The following is a 15,529-nucleotide window of genomic DNA, read 5'->3' as shown; positions in this document are numbered from 1 at the left end:
CCCGTCCCACCCCTGCCTCGCGATCTTGCAGTTGGGGTTGGCGTTCCGCCCCTTACGCCCCGAAATGCGGGCACCCAACGTGCAAGATCGCGGGGGCGAGGACGGGGTAGCCGAAACCACTCGTCGCGCCCCCGGCGTCCGGGATGAGGGATGTTCGGGTTGACTGTGGTCATGGACCTTCCCAGCGTCGACCTGCCGGCCCTGCCCAGACTGCTGGCCGCGCCCGCGCCCGGCTGGGTGGAGACCACCGACGTGATCGTCGTTGGCTCCGGGGTCGCCGGCCTGACCGCCGCGCTGCACCTGCGCGAGGCGGGGCTGCACGTCACCGTGGTCACCAAGGTCAACATCGAGGAGGGCTCGACCCGCTGGGCGCAGGGCGGCATCGCCGCGGTGCTCGACCCGACGGACACCCCGGCGGCGCACGCCGCGGACACCGAGATCGCCGGCGTCGGTCTCTGCGATCCGGCCGCGGTCCGGGTGCTGGTGGAGGAGGGGCCGACCCGGCTGCGGGAGCTGATCCGGATCGGCGCCGAGTTCGACCGGAACCCGGACGGCTCGCTGATGCTCACCCGGGAGGGCGGCCACCGGGCCGACCGGATCGTGCACGCCGGTGGGGACGCCACCGGGGCCGAGGTGCAGCGGGCGCTGCAGGCGGCGGTCCGGCGCGACCCGTGGATCCGGCTCGTCGAGCACGCCCTGGTGTTGGACCTGCTCCGTGCCCCCGGCGACGGCCCCGGCGGGCTCGGCCCGGCCTGCGGCATCACCCTGCACGTGCTCGGCGAGGGCAGCGAGGACGGCGTCGGCGCGCTGCTGGCCCGGGCGGTGGTGCTGGCCACCGGCGGGCTGGGGCAGATCTTCTCGGCCACCACCAACCCGGCGGTCTCCACCGGCGACGGGGTGGCCCTGGCGATGCGGGCCGGCGCGGCGGTCACCGACGTCGAGTTCGTCCAGTTCCACCCGACCGCGCTGATCACCCCGGCCGGGGCGGGCGTGCCCGGCGTCGGGCGGGCCCAGCAGCCCTTGGTCTCCGAGGCGCTGCGTGGCGAGGGGGCCCATCTGGTCGACGCGGACGGCAAGCGGTTCATGGTCGGCCAGCACGAGCTGGCCGAGCTGGCCCCCCGGGACGTGGTGGCCAAGGGCATCCACCGGGTGCTGCTGGCCACCGGCGCGGACCATGTCTACCTCGATGCCCGGCATCTCGGCGGGGACTTCCTGGCCGGGCGCTTCCCGACGATCGTCGCGTCCTGCCTGGCCATCGGCGTCGACCCAGCCACCGACCTGATCCCGGTCGCCCCGGCGGCCCACTACGCCTCCGGCGGCGTCCGTACCGACCTGCACGGCCGGACCTCCATCCCCGGCCTGTACGCGTGCGGCGAGGTCGCCTGCACCGGCGTGCACGGCGCGAACCGGCTGGCCAGCAACTCGCTGCTGGAGGGGCTGGTCTTCTCCCGGCGGATCGCGGAGGACATCGCCGCCGGCCTGCCCGACCAGGCCAGGCCGGCGGAGACCGGCGCCTGGGTGGGCGGCGAGGGCTGGGTGGTGCCGGCCGAGGGCACGCCGGCCCTGCAGCGGGCGATGACCCGGGGGGCCGGGGTGCTCCGCTCGGCGGCGACCCTGGCCGCCACGGCGGCGACGCTGAGCGAGATCGGCACCAGCCGCGGCACGCCGCGTACCGCCGACTGGGAGGCGACGAACCTGATCACCGTGGCGGCGACGCTGGTCGCCGCCGCGTACGCCCGCCAGGAGACCCGGGGGTGCCACTGGCGCGAGGACTTCCCGATCACCGACGAGCGGTGGCTCGGCCACCTCGTCGAGGCGGTCGGAGCGCAGGGGCGGTTGACGCAGCAGTGGGAGGAGTCAGCGTGAGTGCGAGGAGTGAGCCGGTGAGGGAGTCGACGGAGCAGGCGTTGCGGGCCGGTGGCCTGGACCCGGCGCGGGTGCGGGAGGTCATCGTCGACGCGCTCACCGAGGACCTCGGCCCGGACTTCCTCGACGTAACCAGCGTGGCCACCATCCCGGCCGCGCAGAACGACACCGCCGATCTGGTCGCCCGCGCCAACGGCGTGGTGGCCGGGCTGGCCGTGGCCGCGGCGGTGTTCGAGCTGGTCGGCGAGGTGACCGGGTCGGACCGTACCGTCGAGGTGTCGCTGGTCGCCCACGACGGCCAGCGGGTGGCGCGCGGCGACGTGCTGGCCACGGTGACCGGCCCGACCCGGCTGCTGCTCACCGCCGAGCGGACGGCGCTCAACCTGCTCAGCCGGATGTCCGGGGTGGCCACCCACACCCGGGCCTGGGCGGACGCCCTGGCCGGCACCAAGGCCATGGTGCTGGACACCCGGAAGACCACGCCCGGCCTGCGCGCCCTGGAGAAGTACGCGGTCCGGGCGGGCGGCGGCACCAACAAGCGGATGGGCCTGCACGACGTCGCGATGATCAAGGACAATCACAAGCTCGCCGCGAGTGGGATCGGGGCGGCCTACCGCCGGGTCCGGGAGGCTTTCCCGGACGTGCCCGTGCAGGTCGAGGTGGACACGCTCGCCGAGGCGGTGGAGGCCGTCGAGGCCGGGGCCGACTTCCTGCTGCTGGACAACATGACCCCGGCGCAGCTGCGCGAGGTGGTCGCGGCGGTGGGGGACCGGGCCGAGCTGGAGGCGACCGGCGGGCTGACCCTGTCAATGGCGGCCGAGTACGGCGCGACCGGGGTGGACTTCCTGTCGGTGGGCGCGCTGACCCACTCCTCGCCGATCCTGGACATCGCGCTGGACCTGCGGACGGAGTGAGGCCGTTGCCGGGCGGCGTCTAGGCTGCGTGCGTGCTGCTCTGCATCGACATCGGAAACACCAACACCGTGCTGGCGACCTTCGACGGCGACAAGCTGGTGCACTCCTGGCGGATCAAGACCGACGCCCGTTCGACGGCGGACGAGCTCGGCCTGATGTTCCGCGGGCTGCTGGCCGGTGACGCCGTGGAGATCACCGGGGTGTCCGCCTGCTCGACGGTGCCGGCCGCGCTGCGCTCGCTGCGCACCATGCTGGCCCGCTACTACGTCGACCTGCCGAGCGTGATCGTCGAGCCCGGGGTGCGTACCGGGGTGCAGCTCGCCATCGACAACCCCAAGGAGGTCGGCGCCGACCGGGTGGTCAACACCCTGGCCGCGTACACCCTCTACGGCGGGCCGTCCATCGTGGTGGACTTCGGCACCACCACCAACTTCGACGTGATCAGCGGCCGGGGCGAGTTCCTCGGCGGTGCCTTCGCGCCCGGCATCGAGATCTCCTTCGACGCACTGGCCGCCCGCGCCGCCCAGCTGCGCAAGGTGGAGGCGACCCGGCCCCGCTCGGTGATCGGCAAGAACACCGTCGAGTGCCTCCAGTCCGGCCTCTACTTCGGCTTCGCCGGCCAGGTGGACCGGATCGTCGAGCGGATGGCCGAGGAGTTGGGCGAGGTGAAGGCGGTGATCGCCACCGGCGGGCTGGCCCCCCTGGTGATCAACGAGTGCCGGACCATCACCCACCACGAGCCGATGATCACCCTGATCGGCCTGCGGATGGTCTACGAGCGCAACACCTGACCCGGCCGCCGCAGGTCCGTCAGCGCCGCCGGGCCCGGAAGACCAGCGTCCGGTACGGCAGCTCGACGGTCTCCCGCCCGGCCAGGTCCGGGTGCGTGGCGAAGAGCTGCCGCAGCTCCCGGTCCACCTTCTCCTGCTCCTTCGGCGGGGCGGTGAGCCAGTACGACCGGGTGTGCAGCATCCCCACCACCTCGTCCGGGGTCAGCGTGGTCGTGTGGGCGAACTCGCCCAGCTCCACCCCGCCGAAGGCCGGGCCGAAGTCGGCGTACTTCTCGATCAAGTTGCCGGCGTTGTAGCCGAGGTGGGCGACTCGGCTCAGCTCCGCCACCCAGGCCACCCGCTCGTCCCGGATGTTCCAGATCGGGGCGAAGGTTCCGCCCGGCCGGAGCACTCGGGCGATCTCCGGGTGCGCGCGCTCTCGGTCGAACCAGTGGTACGCCTGCCCCACCAGCACTGCGTCCGCTGAGCCGTCCGGCAGCGGCATCGACTCGGCGCTGCCCGCGAGGGCGGCGGTGTCGGGAGTGGCCAAGTCCAGCTCGGCCCGCATTCCCGGGTCCGGTTCGACCGGGGTCACCTCGTGGCCGAGGTCGAGCAGCCCGCGGGTGAGGATGCCCGTGCCGGCGCCGAGGTCGACGACCTGCGCGGGCGTGGCCAGTCCGTCCAGGGCCCAGCGCAGCGCCGCCTCGGGGTAGCGGGGTCGGAACCGGTCGTACTCGGCAGCGGCGACGCCGAAGGAGAGCGCCTGAGTCAGGTCCGTCATGGCCGGCAGGTTATCCGGGAACGGGAAGCCGGGCGGCCCCTGCCGCGCCCATGGAGACCGCCGGACCCGGGGCGTCGCGTCGGGTTCAGCGCCGCCGGGCCGGAAGACGATCGTCCGGTACGGCAGCTCGAAGGCGTCGGCCGCCGTCCCGAACGACAGCGCGTGAGTGGGGTCGGTCATGGCGGGCAGGTTATCCGGTAACGACCAGCTGAGCCCTTGAGTACGCTCGGAGCCTGACCCCGCCGATATCTCCCTTCTGAGGAAGCGTGCCGTGACCGAGCAGAACCCCGTGCCAGTCGACCCCGCCGACGACCTTCCCGAGCAGATGAAGGTCCGCCGGGAGAAGCGGGAGCGGATGCTCGCCGAGGGCGTCGAACCGTACCCGGTCGGCTACCCCCGGACCAGCACGCTGGCGAAGGTCCGCGAGCAGTACGGCGACCTGCCCACCGACACCGCCACCGGCGACCGGGTATCGGTCACCGGCCGGGTGATCTTCGTACGGAACACCGGCAAGCTCTGCTTCGCCACCCTGCGCGACGGCGACGGCACCGAGCTGCAGGCGATGCTCTCGCTGGACCGGGTCGGCGCCGAGCGGCTGGAGGACTGGAAGCGTCTGGTGGACCTCGGCGACCACGTCGGGATCACCGGTGAGGTGATCACCAGCCGCCGGGGCGAGCTGTCGGTGCTGGTGGAGGAGTGGGCGGTGACCGCCAAGGCGCTGCGCCCGCTGCCGGTGGCGCACAAGCCGCTGAGCGAGGAGGCCCGGGTCCGCCAGCGCTACGTGGATCTGATCATGCGCCCGCAGGCCCGGCAGATGGTGCGTACCCGGGCGGCGGCGGTCCGCAGCCTCCGGGACACGCTGCACGCGCAGGGCTTCATCGAGGTGGAGACCCCGATGCTGCAGTTGTTGCACGGCGGCGCGGCGGCCCGCCCATTCGTGACTCACAGCAATGCGCTCGACACCGATCTGTATCTGCGAATCGCGCCGGAACTGTTTCTCAAGCGCGCCGTGGTGGGTGGCGTCGACCGGGTCTTCGAGATCAACCGCAACTTCCGTAATGAGGGTATCGACTCGTCGCACTCCCCGGAGTTCGCGATGCTCGAGACGTACCAGGCGTACGGCGACTACGACACGATGGCCGAGTTGACCCGCAATCTGGTGCAGCAGGCGGCGATCGCGGTCAGCGGCTCGACGGTGGTCACCCACGCCGACGGCCGGGAGTTGGATCTGGGCGGCGAGTGGCGTCGGGTGACGCTGTTCGGGGTCCTTTCCGAGGCGCTCGGCGAGGAGGTCACCGTGCGGACCGAACGGTCCCGCCTGGTCGATTACGCGGACAAGGTCGGTCTCGCCGTCGACCCCAAGTGGGGGCCGGGGAAGCTGGCCGAGGAGCTCTTCGAGGAGTTGGTGGTGCCCAGCCTGCGGGAGCCCACCTTCGTCTGCGATTACCCGATCGAGACCAGCCCGCTCACCCGGGCGCACCGCAGCGAGCCGGGGCTGGCCGAGAAGTGGGACCTCTACGTCCTCGGTTTCGAGCTGGGCACGGCGTACTCGGAGCTGGTCGACCCGGTGGTGCAGCGGGAGCGGCTGGTGGCCCAGGCGCAGCTCGCCGCCCGGGGCGACGACGAGGCCATGCGGTTGGACGAGGACTTTCTCCGGGCGATGGAGTATGGAATGCCGCCGGCCGGCGGTATGGGAATGGGAATCGACCGGCTCTTGATGGCGTTGACCGGCCTTGGAATTAGGGAAACGATCCTCTTCCCGTTGGTCCGGCCGGAGTAGCCGCAACCTTCTCCGGGTCGTTGCCGTGTCCTATTGACGCGGCAACCATCGGACGGGTTATTGTGCTCCTGGATTGTTGCAGGAGTACCCCTGCTCGAAAGGAATGTGGGACGTGGCCAAGCAGATCATTCACAAGCTGGTCGATGACCTGGACGGCGGGGACGCTGACGAGACCGTCAAGTTCGCGCTCGACGGCGTTCAGTACGAGATCGACCTGTCGGCTTCGAACGCGGAGAAATTGCGCGACGTATTTTCCCCGTACGTCGGGGCCGGCACCAAGGTCGGCCGGGGCGGCGTGGTCGTCGGCGGCCGGGCCGCGCGCGGCCGGGGCGGCGCCACCGCCGACCGCGAGCAGAACAAGGCGATCCGCGCCTGGGCCAAGAAGGCCGGCAAGGACATCTCCGACCGGGGCCGCATCCCGCAGGAGATCGTCGACGAGTACCACGCGAAGGCGGGTCACTGAGCAGCACCCGTCACCCGGGCGACACCCCGCCACGCCGGATCGGAGCGCGTCTCCGGTCCGGCGTCGTCGTATCCGCCCGGCTGTGTCGTCTGTCCGATCCGTGCCCGACGGTCCCGGCGCGCCGCCTGCGAGTGCCGGTTCGGACCGGGAAGAATCCCCCGGGGGCGGGCGTTGTCCACAGCCGGTGGAGATTCCATCCACAACCTGTGGATGGCGACTGACGCCGCCGGCGCCCGCGTCGGGCCCCGGAACCGTCCCGGGGGCGTCGGCACGGGCTTTTCCAGCGACGGTCGAATTTCGCTCTGCGCGTACAGGCAGGGGTACCGAAACACCTCCTGAGCGCGGACGGTTGTCAGAAACGACGCGTATACGGCTTTCCCCGAGGACACACGACCTCAGCGGAGTCGGTCCGCGGCGATAGAGTAAGTAGGCATGGACGCCCGTCCCGGGCGTCCGTGCACCGGCCCCGCCAAGATCTAGACCATCAAGGCGCACGGCACGTGAGGAGCACGAGGGCATGTTCGAGCGGTTCACCGACCGAGCGCGACGGGTTGTCGTCCTGGCCCAGGAAGAGGCCCGGATGCTCAACCACAACTACATCGGTACGGAGCACATCCTGCTGGGCCTGATCCACGAGGGTGAGGGTGTCGCGGCAAAGGCCCTGGAGAGCCTCGGCATCTCCCTCGAGGGCGTCCGCCAGCAGGTCGAGGAGATCATCGGCCAGGGCCAGCAGGCGCCGAGCGGGCACATCCCGTTCACGCCGCGGGCCAAGAAGGTGCTGGAGCTGTCGCTGCGCGAGGCGCTGCAGCTCGGCCACAACTACATCGGCACGGAGCACATCCTGCTCGGTCTGATCCGCGAGGGTGAGGGCGTCGCCGCCCAGGTGCTGGTCAAGCTCGGTGCGGACCTCAACCGGGTCCGCCAGCAGGTGATCCAGCTGCTCTCCGGCTACCAGGGCAAGGAGCCGGCCGCGGCGGGCGCCGCGCCGGGCGAGGCCGCGCCGTCGACCAGCCTCGTGCTGGACCAGTTCGGCCGCAACCTGACCCAGGCCGCCCGCGAGGGCAAGCTCGACCCGGTCATCGGGCGCGAGAAGGAAATCGAGCGGGTCATGCAGGTGCTCTCCCGCCGTACCAAGAACAACCCGGTCCTGATCGGTGAGCCCGGCGTCGGCAAGACCGCCGTGGTCGAGGGGCTGTCCCAGAAGATCATCAAGGGCGAGGTGCCCGAGACGCTGAAGGACAAGCAGCTCTACACGCTCGACCTCGGCGCCCTGGTCGCCGGCTCCCGTTACCGCGGTGACTTCGAGGAGCGCCTCAAGAAGGTGCTCAAGGAGATCCGCACCCGGGGTGACATCATCCTGTTCATCGACGAGATCCACACCCTGGTGGGTGCGGGTGCCGCCGAGGGCGCGATCGACGCGGCGAGCATCCTCAAGCCGATGCTGGCCCGTGGTGAGCTGCAGACCATCGGCGCGACCACGCTCGACGAGTACCGCAAGCACCTGGAGAAGGACGCCGCCCTCGAGCGCCGCTTCCAGCCGATCCAGGTGGGTGAGCCCTCGCTGGCCCACACCATCGAGATCCTCAAGGGCCTGCGGGACCGGTACGAGGCGCACCACCGGGTGAGCATCACGGACGCCGCCCTGGTGGCCGCCGCGACGCTCGCCGACCGGTACATCTCCGACCGCTTCCTGCCGGACAAGGCGATCGACCTGATCGACGAGGCCGGTGCCCGGATGCGGATCCGCCGGATGACCGCGCCGCCAGACCTGCGTGACTTCGACGAGCGGATCGCCCAGGTCCGCCGCGACAAGGAGTCCGCGATCGACGCGCAGGACTTCGAGCGGGCCGCTCAGCTCCGCGACAAGGAGAAGCAGCTGCTCGGCCAGAAGGCCCAGCGGGAGAAGGAGTGGAAGGCCGGTGACCTGGACGTCGTCAGCGAGGTTGACGACGAGCAGATCGCCGAGGTGCTCGGCAACTGGACCGGCATCCCGGTCTACAAGCTGACCGAGGAGGAGACCTCGCGCCTGCTGCGCATGGAGGACGAGCTGCACAAGCGCGTCATCGGCCAGGAGGACGCGGTCAAGGCGGTCTCGAAGGCGATCCGGCGTACCCGGGCCGGCCTGAAGGACCCGAAGCGCCCGTCCGGCTCGTTCATCTTCGCCGGCCCGTCCGGCGTCGGTAAGACCGAGCTCTCCAAGGCGCTCGCCGAGTTCCTGTTCGGCAGCGAGGACGCCCTCATCCAGCTGGACATGTCCGAGTTCCACGACCGGTACACGGTGTCCCGGCTGGTGGGTGCCCCTCCCGGCTACGTCGGCTACGACGAGGGCGGGCAGCTGACCGAGAAGGTGCGGCGTCGGCCGTTCTCGGTGGTCCTCTTCGACGAGATCGAGAAGGCCCACCCGGACGTGTTCAACACGCTGCTCCAGATCCTGGAGGACGGGCGGCTGACCGACGGTCAGGGTCGGATCGTGGACTTCAAGAACACGGTCATCATCCTGACCACCAACCTCGGTACCCGGGACGTCGCCAAGGCGGTCTCGCTGGGCTTCCAGGCCTCTGAGGACTCCGAGTCGAACTACGACCGGATGAAGCAGAAGGTCAACGACGAGCTCAAGCAGCACTTCCGGCCCGAGTTCCTGAACCGGATCGACGACACCATCGTCTTCCACCAGCTGCGCGAGAACGAGATCCTCTCGATCGTGGACATCATGATCTCGCGGATCGAGACGCAGCTGCGGAACAAGGACATGGGCCTGGAGCTGACCGACAACGCCAAGAAGTACCTGGCGAAGAAGGGCTTCGACCCGGTGCTGGGCGCGCGGCCGCTGCGTCGCACGATCCAGCGCGACATCGAGGACAACCTCTCCGAGCGGATCCTCTTCAACGAGCTGACCCCGGGTCAGATCGTGGTGGTGGACTGCGAGGGCGACCCGGAGAACATCGACAAGTCCAAGCTCGTCTTCCGGGGCGCGGACAAGCCGGTCGACGTGCCGGACGCCGTCCCGGCCGACCTCGGCGGCAGCACCGCCACCGCGGGCGCGGACGAGTAAGCGACACCTGACAGGGCGACGGCCCCGGTCGGCGAAAGCCACCGGGGCCGTCGCCTTTCGCTAGACCAACACGAGACGCGGCAGGTCGGCCTATCCAGGCATGGGGAAGCAGCGATATCCAGCAAGCCGGGTGGATCAACTCGCCGGGGCGTCGCCGGCCAGGCGGAAGGACACCTCGCCGACCGGCTCGACCAGTCCGTCGGTGACCAGGCCCGCCAGCGCCCGGGAACGCTGCACGTCGTCGGCCCAGACCTGGTCCAGGCGCTGCCGGGGCACCGGAGCGGTCGACTCGCGGAGCACCCCGAGCAGCAGCCCGCGTACCTGCCGGTCGGTGCCGGCGTACCGCTGGGGGCGGCGGGTCGGGCCGGTCGGGGCGGCCTGGCCGGAGGCCCGCCAGGCGCAGACCGACGCCACCGGGCACACCCCGCAGCGGGGCGAGCGGGCGGTGCAGACCACCGCGCCGAGCTCCATGAAGGCCGCGCTGGCCAGCGCCGCCGCAGCCGGCTCGACGGGAAGCAGCTCCTCGGTGGCCACCAGATCGGCGGGCCGGGTGGCAGGGCCGGCGTCCGGTTCCCCGGCGACCGCCCGACAGACCACCCGGCGCACGTTGGTGTCCACCACCGGGTGCCGCTGCCCGTACGCGAACGCCGCCACCGCCCGGGCCGTGTACGTCCCGACGCCGGGCAGGGCCAGCAACTGGTCCAGCCGGTCCGGCACCTCGCCGCCGTGCCGCTCCGCGATCGCCACCGCGCAGTCGCGCAGCCGCACCGCCCGGCGGGGGTAGCCGAGCCGTCCCCACATCCGGATCGCCTCGGCCGGGGTGTCCTCCGCCAGCGCCGCCGGCACCGGCCACCGGGCCAGCCACGCCTCCCAGGCCGGGAGCACCCGGACCACCGGCGTCTGCTGGAGCATGACCTCGCTGACCAGGATGGCCCACGCGCTGGTGCCGGCCCTGCGCCACGGCAGGTCGCGGGCGTTCTCCTCGTACCACCGGCTGACCAGGGTGGCGAAAGTGGGCTCGGTCATCGCGCTGCCGATGATCTCACGGGCCGCTTTCCCGCAGGTTGGGCGGGCGGGGCGGGGCGACGCGGCCGACCAGCCCGGGCCGGGCAGAATGTCCGGATGAACGAGCTCGCGATCACCGTCATCGGCCGGGACCGGCCGGGCATCGTGGCCGACGTCGCCGAGGCGCTCGCCGGGCTGGGCGCGAACCTCAGCGACTCCACGATGACCCGGTTGCGGGGACACTTCGCGATGACCCTGATCTGCGTGGGCCCGGCGGCCGCCGACGTCGAGGCCGCGCTGGCCCCGCTCACCGCCGACGGCCAACTGCTGGCCACCGTACGCGCGGTCACCCCCGACGGCGCGACGGAGCCGACCGGCGAGCCGTACGTGCTGGCCGTGCACGGCGCGGACCGGATGGGCATCGTCGCGGCGATGACCCGGGTGCTGGCCGACGCCGGCGGCAACGTCACCGACCTGAGCACGCGGCTGACCGGCTCGCTCTACGTTGTGGTCGCCGAGGTGGAGCTACCGCCGGGCAGCTTCGACGAGGTGGCCGGCCGGTTGGCGCGTACCGCTGCCGAGCTGGGCGTCGGGGTCAGCCTTCGGCCCGCGGACCCGGACCTGCTGTGATGGCGGAGTACGTCGGCCTCGGTGACTGGACCCCCGAGGCGCTGGCCCTGCCGGGCGAGGTACGCCCGGTGGTCTCCGCTCCCGACCGGGCGCTCAGCCGGCCCGGGCCGGAGGTGGACCCGACCTCGAACGAGGTGGTCCGCCTCGCCGCCGACCTGGTCGCCACGATGCGGGTGTCCCCGGGCTGCGTGGGCCTCGCCGCGCCGCAGGTGGGGGTGAGTGCCCAGGTCTTCGCGGTCGACGTGACCGGCCACCCGAAGGCGGCCACCGTGCACGGCGCCTTCGTGCTCTGCAACGCCAAGGTGGTGGAGGCCACCCGGTGGAAGGCGGGGCGGGAGGGCTGCATGTCGGTGCCCGACCTGACCGGTGACGTCAAGCGGGCCAGCCGGCTCGTGGTCGAGGCGGCCCTGCCCGGCAGTGGTCGGCCGGTCCGGCTGGTCACCGACGGCTTCGAGGCGCGGGCGCTCCAGCACGAGATCGACCACTGTGCCGGCCTGCTCTTCCTCGACCGGGTCGCCGGCGCGCACGCCATCTACCAGCGCAAGGTCTACCTCTGACAGCCCGGCCCCGCTCCGCTGGTGGCGCTCCGCGTGCGTCCGCGTCCGCTCGGTGACGGTGACGACCGAGCCGGTCGTCTATTGTGGATGGTGGCTCGGCGCGGCGGGTCCTTCCCGGCGCGTCGCGCCCGTTCCTCGTGCGGTACCCCGTTACGGTGAAGGCATCATGCGTCTGACGGTCGGCCCCCTGCCACCCGCCATTTACTGGCGGCGTCGCGCCGTCGTACTCGGAGCGGGGCTTCTCTTCCTGATTGTCCTGCTCTATTCCTGCAACGGTTCGGCGCGCAACACCGGTGCCACATCGGCCTCGAAGGCGTCGACGACCGCCTCGTCCTCGCCGGCCCCGGCGCCGTCCGGCTCGGTGCTGACGCCGCGCACCGGAGTGCCGTCGGCAACGCCCGATGCCTCGGGCGGCGGGCAGGGCGCACCGGCGAGTGGGAGCAACGCGACGGAGCCGCCCGGCGGTCCGGCCGCGCCGGTGGTCGACGACGGTACGTGCACGGACGCGGAGGTCCTGGTGACCGCGGTGGCCCAGCCGGCCACCGCCCAGCGCGGCACCGTGGTGAACCTGCAGCTGAGGATCAAGAACAAGTCCCAGCGCACCTGCAGCCGGGACGTCGGCGCGGACCTCCAGGAGCTGTTCATCAAGTCCGGCGCGGAGAAGGTCTGGTCCTCCGACACCTGCGGCACCGGCAAGGGCTCCGACGTGCAGTCGTTCACGCCCGGCTTCGAGCGGCTCTACCAACTCGGCTGGAACGGCCGGGACACCAGCCGCTGCGCCGACGGGCTGGCTGCCGGCCCGTACGCGCCCATCGGCAGCTACGAGGTCTTCGCCCGGGTGGGCACCAAGCTCAGCGAGCCGGAGAAGCTGACCATCACCGGCTGAGCCGCGGCCGAGCCGGCCGGTCGGCGGGCCCGGAGGGCCGACTCAGACGTACCGCTCCAGGATGGACGCCTCGGCGAGCCGGGAGAGGCCCTCCCGTACGCCGCGGGCGCGGGCGTCGCCCACCCCCTCCACGGCCTGGAGATCCTCGACCGTCGCGCCGAGCAGCCGCTGGAGGCTGCCGAAGTGCACCACCAGCCGGTCGACCACCGCCACGGGGAGCCGGGGCACCTTGGCCAGCAGCCGGAAGCCGCGCGGGCTCACCGCCGCGTCCAGGGCGTCCGAGGCGGACGGGTAGCCGATCGCCTTGGCGACCGAGACCAGGTCGATCAGCTCGGTGGCGCCGAGCAGGTCCAGCTCGACCAGGGCCTCGTCGAGGGTCCGCGACTTCCGGCCGACCGGGACGTAGTCCCGGATGACCAGCGTGCGGTCGGCGTCCACGCCGGCCATCAGCTCGTCCAACTGGAGGGCGAGCAGACGGCCGTCGGTGCCAAGCTCGACCACGTAGCCGGCGATCTCGTCGGCGATCCGGCGAACCATCTCCAGCCGCTGCACCACCGCCACCGCGTCCCGCACGGTGACCAGGTCCTCGATCTCCAGCGCGGAGAGGGTGCCGGAGACCTCGTCCAGCCGGAGCTTGTAACGCTCCAGCGTGGCCAGCGCCTGGTTGGCCCGGGACAGGATCGCCGCCGAGTCGTCCAGCACGTGCCGCTGGCCGTTGACGTAGAGGCTGATGATCCGCATGGACTGGCTGACCGAGATGACCGGATAGCCGGTCTGCCGGGCCACCCGCTCGGCGGTGCGGTGCCGGGTGCCGGACTCCTCGGTGGGGATGGACGGGTCGGGCATCAAATGCACGGCCGCCCGGACGATCCGGGTGCCGTCGCTCGAGAGCACCACGGCACCGTCCATCTTGCACAGCTCGCGGACCCGGGTGGCGGAGAACTCGACATCCAGCGGGAAGCCGCCGGTGCAGATCTGCTCGACGACCTTGTCGTACCCGAGGACGATGAGCGCGCCCGTCCGGCCGCGCAGGATCCGCTCGAGCCCGTCGCGCAGCGCGGTGCCCGGCGCCATCAGTGCGAGATTGGCCCGCAGCGGATCGCCGCCCCCGCCGAGGCTCCCGGTCACGCTTACGTTGATCGGACGGGCGGGCGAGCCGACGGCGCCGGTGCGGGCATGCGGCGTCGCCGCGGCGGGCTTGGTGGCATCGCGGTCGATCGGCACGGGCACAGTCTACGGACTGCCGTGCGGTGGGTGCTCTCGTGGTTACTGCGATGTGTCACGATGTCCATCTCGGGTCCCTGTTGACCGGGCTGGACCAGCTGTCCGATATCGCCCAGCCGGCCGCGCCGCTCGGTCCCTTCGGTCACTCCGCCGAGGCGCGGGCGGCCGCCTGGAGCGCCGCCCGGACGTCGGTGACCTCGATCACCCGCATGTTCTCCGGGGTCACCCCGCTCGTGCCGGGGCCGCAGCCGGGCGGCACCAGGGCCAGCCGGAAGCCGAGCCGGGCCGCCTCGGCGAGCCGGCGGGGGACCGCGCCGACCCGACGCACCTCGCCGGTGAGGCCGACCTCGCCGATCGCCACCAGGTGCGGCGCGATGGCCAGATTGAGGCCGCCGGAGGCGACCGCGAGGGCGACCGCGAGGTCGGCGGCCGGCTCCACCACCCGGATGCCGCCGACCGTGGCGGCGAAGACCTCCCGATCGTGCAGGGTCAACCGCTCGGTGCGGCGCTGGAGCACGGCCAGCACCATGGCCAGCCGGGCTCCGTCGAGCCCGGAGACCGTGCGCCGGGGCGAGCCGGCGACGGTCGCGCCGATCAGCGCCTGCACCTCGGTCACCAGGGCCCGCCGCCCCTCCATCGCCACCGTGACGCAGGTGCCCGGCACCGGCTCGGAGTAGCGGGTGAGGAAGAGCCCGGACGGGTCGGCCAGGCTGTTGATGCCGCCCTCGTGCATCTCGAAGCAGCCGACCTCGTCCGCGGCGCCGAACCGGTTCTTGACGCCCCGGACCATCCGCAGCGACGAGTGCTTGTCGCCCTCGAAGTGCAGCACCACGTCGACCAGGTGCTCGAGCACCCGGGGACCGGCCACCTGACCGTCCTTGGTCACGTGGCCGACCAGCACGGTGGCGATGCCCCGCTCCTTGGCCACCGCGACCAGGGCGGCGGTGACCGCCCGGACCTGGGTCACCCCGCCGGTGACGCCCTCGGCGCCGGTGGTGGAGATGGTCTGCACCGAGTCGAGCACCAGCAGCCCCGGCTTGACCGCGTCGAGGTGGCCGAGCACCGCCGACAGGTCGCTCTCGGCGGCCAGGTAGAGCTGGTCGTGCAGGGTGCCCATCCGCTCCGCGCGCAGCCGCACCTGGCTGACCGACTCCTCGCCGCTGACCACCAGCGATGGGCTGCCGGCGCCGGCCGCCCACTGCTGGGCCACGTCGAGCAGCAGCGTGGACTTGCCGACCCCGGGCTCGCCGGCGAGCAGGACCACCGCGCCGGGGACCAGGCCGCCGCCGAGCACCCGGTCCAGCTCGCTCACGCCGGTGGGCCGGGCCCGGGCCGGCGCGGCGCTGATGGTGGCGATCGGCCGGGCCGGCTCGGACGGCATCCGGGAGCTGACCACCCGGCCGGAGACCATCGGGCCGCTGACCGTGGACTCGACCACCGAGCCCCACTCGCCGCACTCCGGGCAGCGCCCGACCCACTTGGGCGGTTGGTGGCCGCAGGCGTCGCACTCGTAGGCCGGGCGCGGCTCGCGCGCGGCGGCCCGGCTGCGGCCGGCGCCGGACGCGGTGCGCGGGGAGGTCGATCGGGACGTGGTCACGTCA

Annotated in this window: 13 protein-coding genes; 9 read left to right on the top strand and 4 right to left on the bottom strand. The window is 72.2% G+C overall.

The window, feature by feature from the left end:
* The first annotated feature begins 171 nt into the window (after positions 1–171).
* The 3 genes from GA0070624_RS02430 to GA0070624_RS02420 are packed head-to-tail and all read left to right on the top strand — an operon-like array spanning position 172 to position 3,571.
* Positions 172–1,866, top strand: a complete 1,695-nt coding sequence (locus GA0070624_RS02430; RefSeq protein WP_091347996.1) for an L-aspartate oxidase — start codon at positions 172–174, stop codon at positions 1,864–1,866.
* 17 nt (positions 1,867–1,883) lie between these two features.
* A complete protein-coding gene (nadC, locus tag GA0070624_RS02425) occupies positions 1,884–2,780 on the top strand; it encodes a carboxylating nicotinate-nucleotide diphosphorylase (protein WP_091336257.1) in 897 nt (298 codons plus the stop codon).
* Between the two features lie 32 nt (positions 2,781–2,812).
* Positions 2,813–3,571, top strand: a complete 759-nt coding sequence (locus GA0070624_RS02420) for a type III pantothenate kinase (RefSeq protein WP_091336255.1) — start codon at positions 2,813–2,815, stop codon at positions 3,569–3,571.
* A gap of 19 nt (positions 3,572–3,590) precedes the next feature.
* Here GA0070624_RS02420 and GA0070624_RS02415 read toward each other — a convergent pair whose 3' ends face one another.
* The gene (locus GA0070624_RS02415) at positions 3,591–4,511 is read right to left on the bottom strand and encodes a class I SAM-dependent methyltransferase (RefSeq protein WP_245718629.1); all 921 of its coding nucleotides are present in this window, start codon (positions 4,509–4,511) and stop codon (positions 3,591–3,593) included.
* 91 nt (positions 4,512–4,602) lie between these two features.
* Between GA0070624_RS02415 and lysS the strand changes: the two genes are divergently transcribed.
* From lysS to GA0070624_RS02400, 3 genes are all read left to right on the top strand, one after another.
* Positions 4,603–6,111, top strand: coding sequence for a lysine--tRNA ligase (gene lysS, locus GA0070624_RS02410; protein WP_091336253.1), 1,509 nt, complete (start codon positions 4,603–4,605; stop codon positions 6,109–6,111).
* Positions 6,112–6,223: 112 nt separating this feature from the next.
* A complete protein-coding gene (locus tag GA0070624_RS02405; protein WP_218105100.1) occupies positions 6,224–6,574 on the top strand; it encodes a histone-like nucleoid-structuring protein Lsr2 in 351 nt (116 codons plus the stop codon).
* Positions 6,575–7,091: 517 nt separating this feature from the next.
* On the top strand, positions 7,092–9,626 hold the full coding sequence (locus GA0070624_RS02400; protein ID WP_091336249.1) for an ATP-dependent Clp protease ATP-binding subunit: 2,535 nt from the start codon (positions 7,092–7,094) through the stop codon (positions 9,624–9,626).
* A 135-nt stretch (positions 9,627–9,761) separates the two neighbouring features.
* On the opposite strand, the gene GA0070624_RS02395 is transcribed toward GA0070624_RS02400, so the two are convergent.
* The gene (locus GA0070624_RS02395) at positions 9,762–10,652 is read right to left on the bottom strand and encodes an HhH-GPD family protein (protein WP_091336247.1); all 891 of its coding nucleotides are present in this window, start codon (positions 10,650–10,652) and stop codon (positions 9,762–9,764) included.
* 96 nt (positions 10,653–10,748) lie between these two features.
* Here GA0070624_RS02395 and GA0070624_RS02390 point away from each other — a divergent pair, with 96 nt between their 5' ends.
* The 3 genes from GA0070624_RS02390 (at position 10,749) to GA0070624_RS02380 (ending at position 12,704) form a co-directional block, all read left to right on the top strand.
* Positions 10,749–11,261, top strand: coding sequence for a glycine cleavage system transcriptional repressor (locus tag GA0070624_RS02390; RefSeq protein WP_091336245.1), 513 nt, complete (start codon positions 10,749–10,751; stop codon positions 11,259–11,261).
* Entirely contained in the window at positions 11,261–11,818 is a 558-nt protein-coding gene (locus GA0070624_RS02385; protein WP_091336243.1) for a peptide deformylase, read from the top strand. Before GA0070624_RS02390 ends, GA0070624_RS02385 begins: the two co-directional genes overlap by 1 nt.
* A gap of 166 nt (positions 11,819–11,984) precedes the next feature.
* A complete protein-coding gene (locus GA0070624_RS02380; protein ID WP_091336241.1) occupies positions 11,985–12,704 on the top strand; it encodes a hypothetical protein in 720 nt (239 codons plus the stop codon).
* 42 nt (positions 12,705–12,746) lie between these two features.
* On the opposite strand, the gene disA is transcribed toward GA0070624_RS02380, so the two are convergent.
* Together disA and radA are read right to left on the bottom strand one after the other, a co-directional pair.
* A complete protein-coding gene (gene disA, locus GA0070624_RS02375; RefSeq protein ID WP_091347987.1) occupies positions 12,747–13,928 on the bottom strand; it encodes a DNA integrity scanning diadenylate cyclase DisA in 1,182 nt (393 codons plus the stop codon).
* Positions 13,929–14,070: 142 nt separating this feature from the next.
* Positions 14,071–15,525 (bottom strand): DNA repair protein RadA, encoded by a 1,455-nt coding sequence (gene radA / locus GA0070624_RS02370; protein ID WP_091336239.1) that lies wholly within the window; start codon positions 15,523–15,525, stop codon positions 14,071–14,073.
* Between the last annotated feature and the right edge of the window lie 4 nt (positions 15,526–15,529).

This window comes from Micromonospora rhizosphaerae (assembly GCF_900091465.1).
Taxonomy (GTDB): Bacteria; Actinomycetota; Actinomycetes; order Mycobacteriales; family Micromonosporaceae; genus Micromonospora; species Micromonospora rhizosphaerae.
This window is presented reverse-complemented; position numbering and strand designations above follow the sequence as displayed.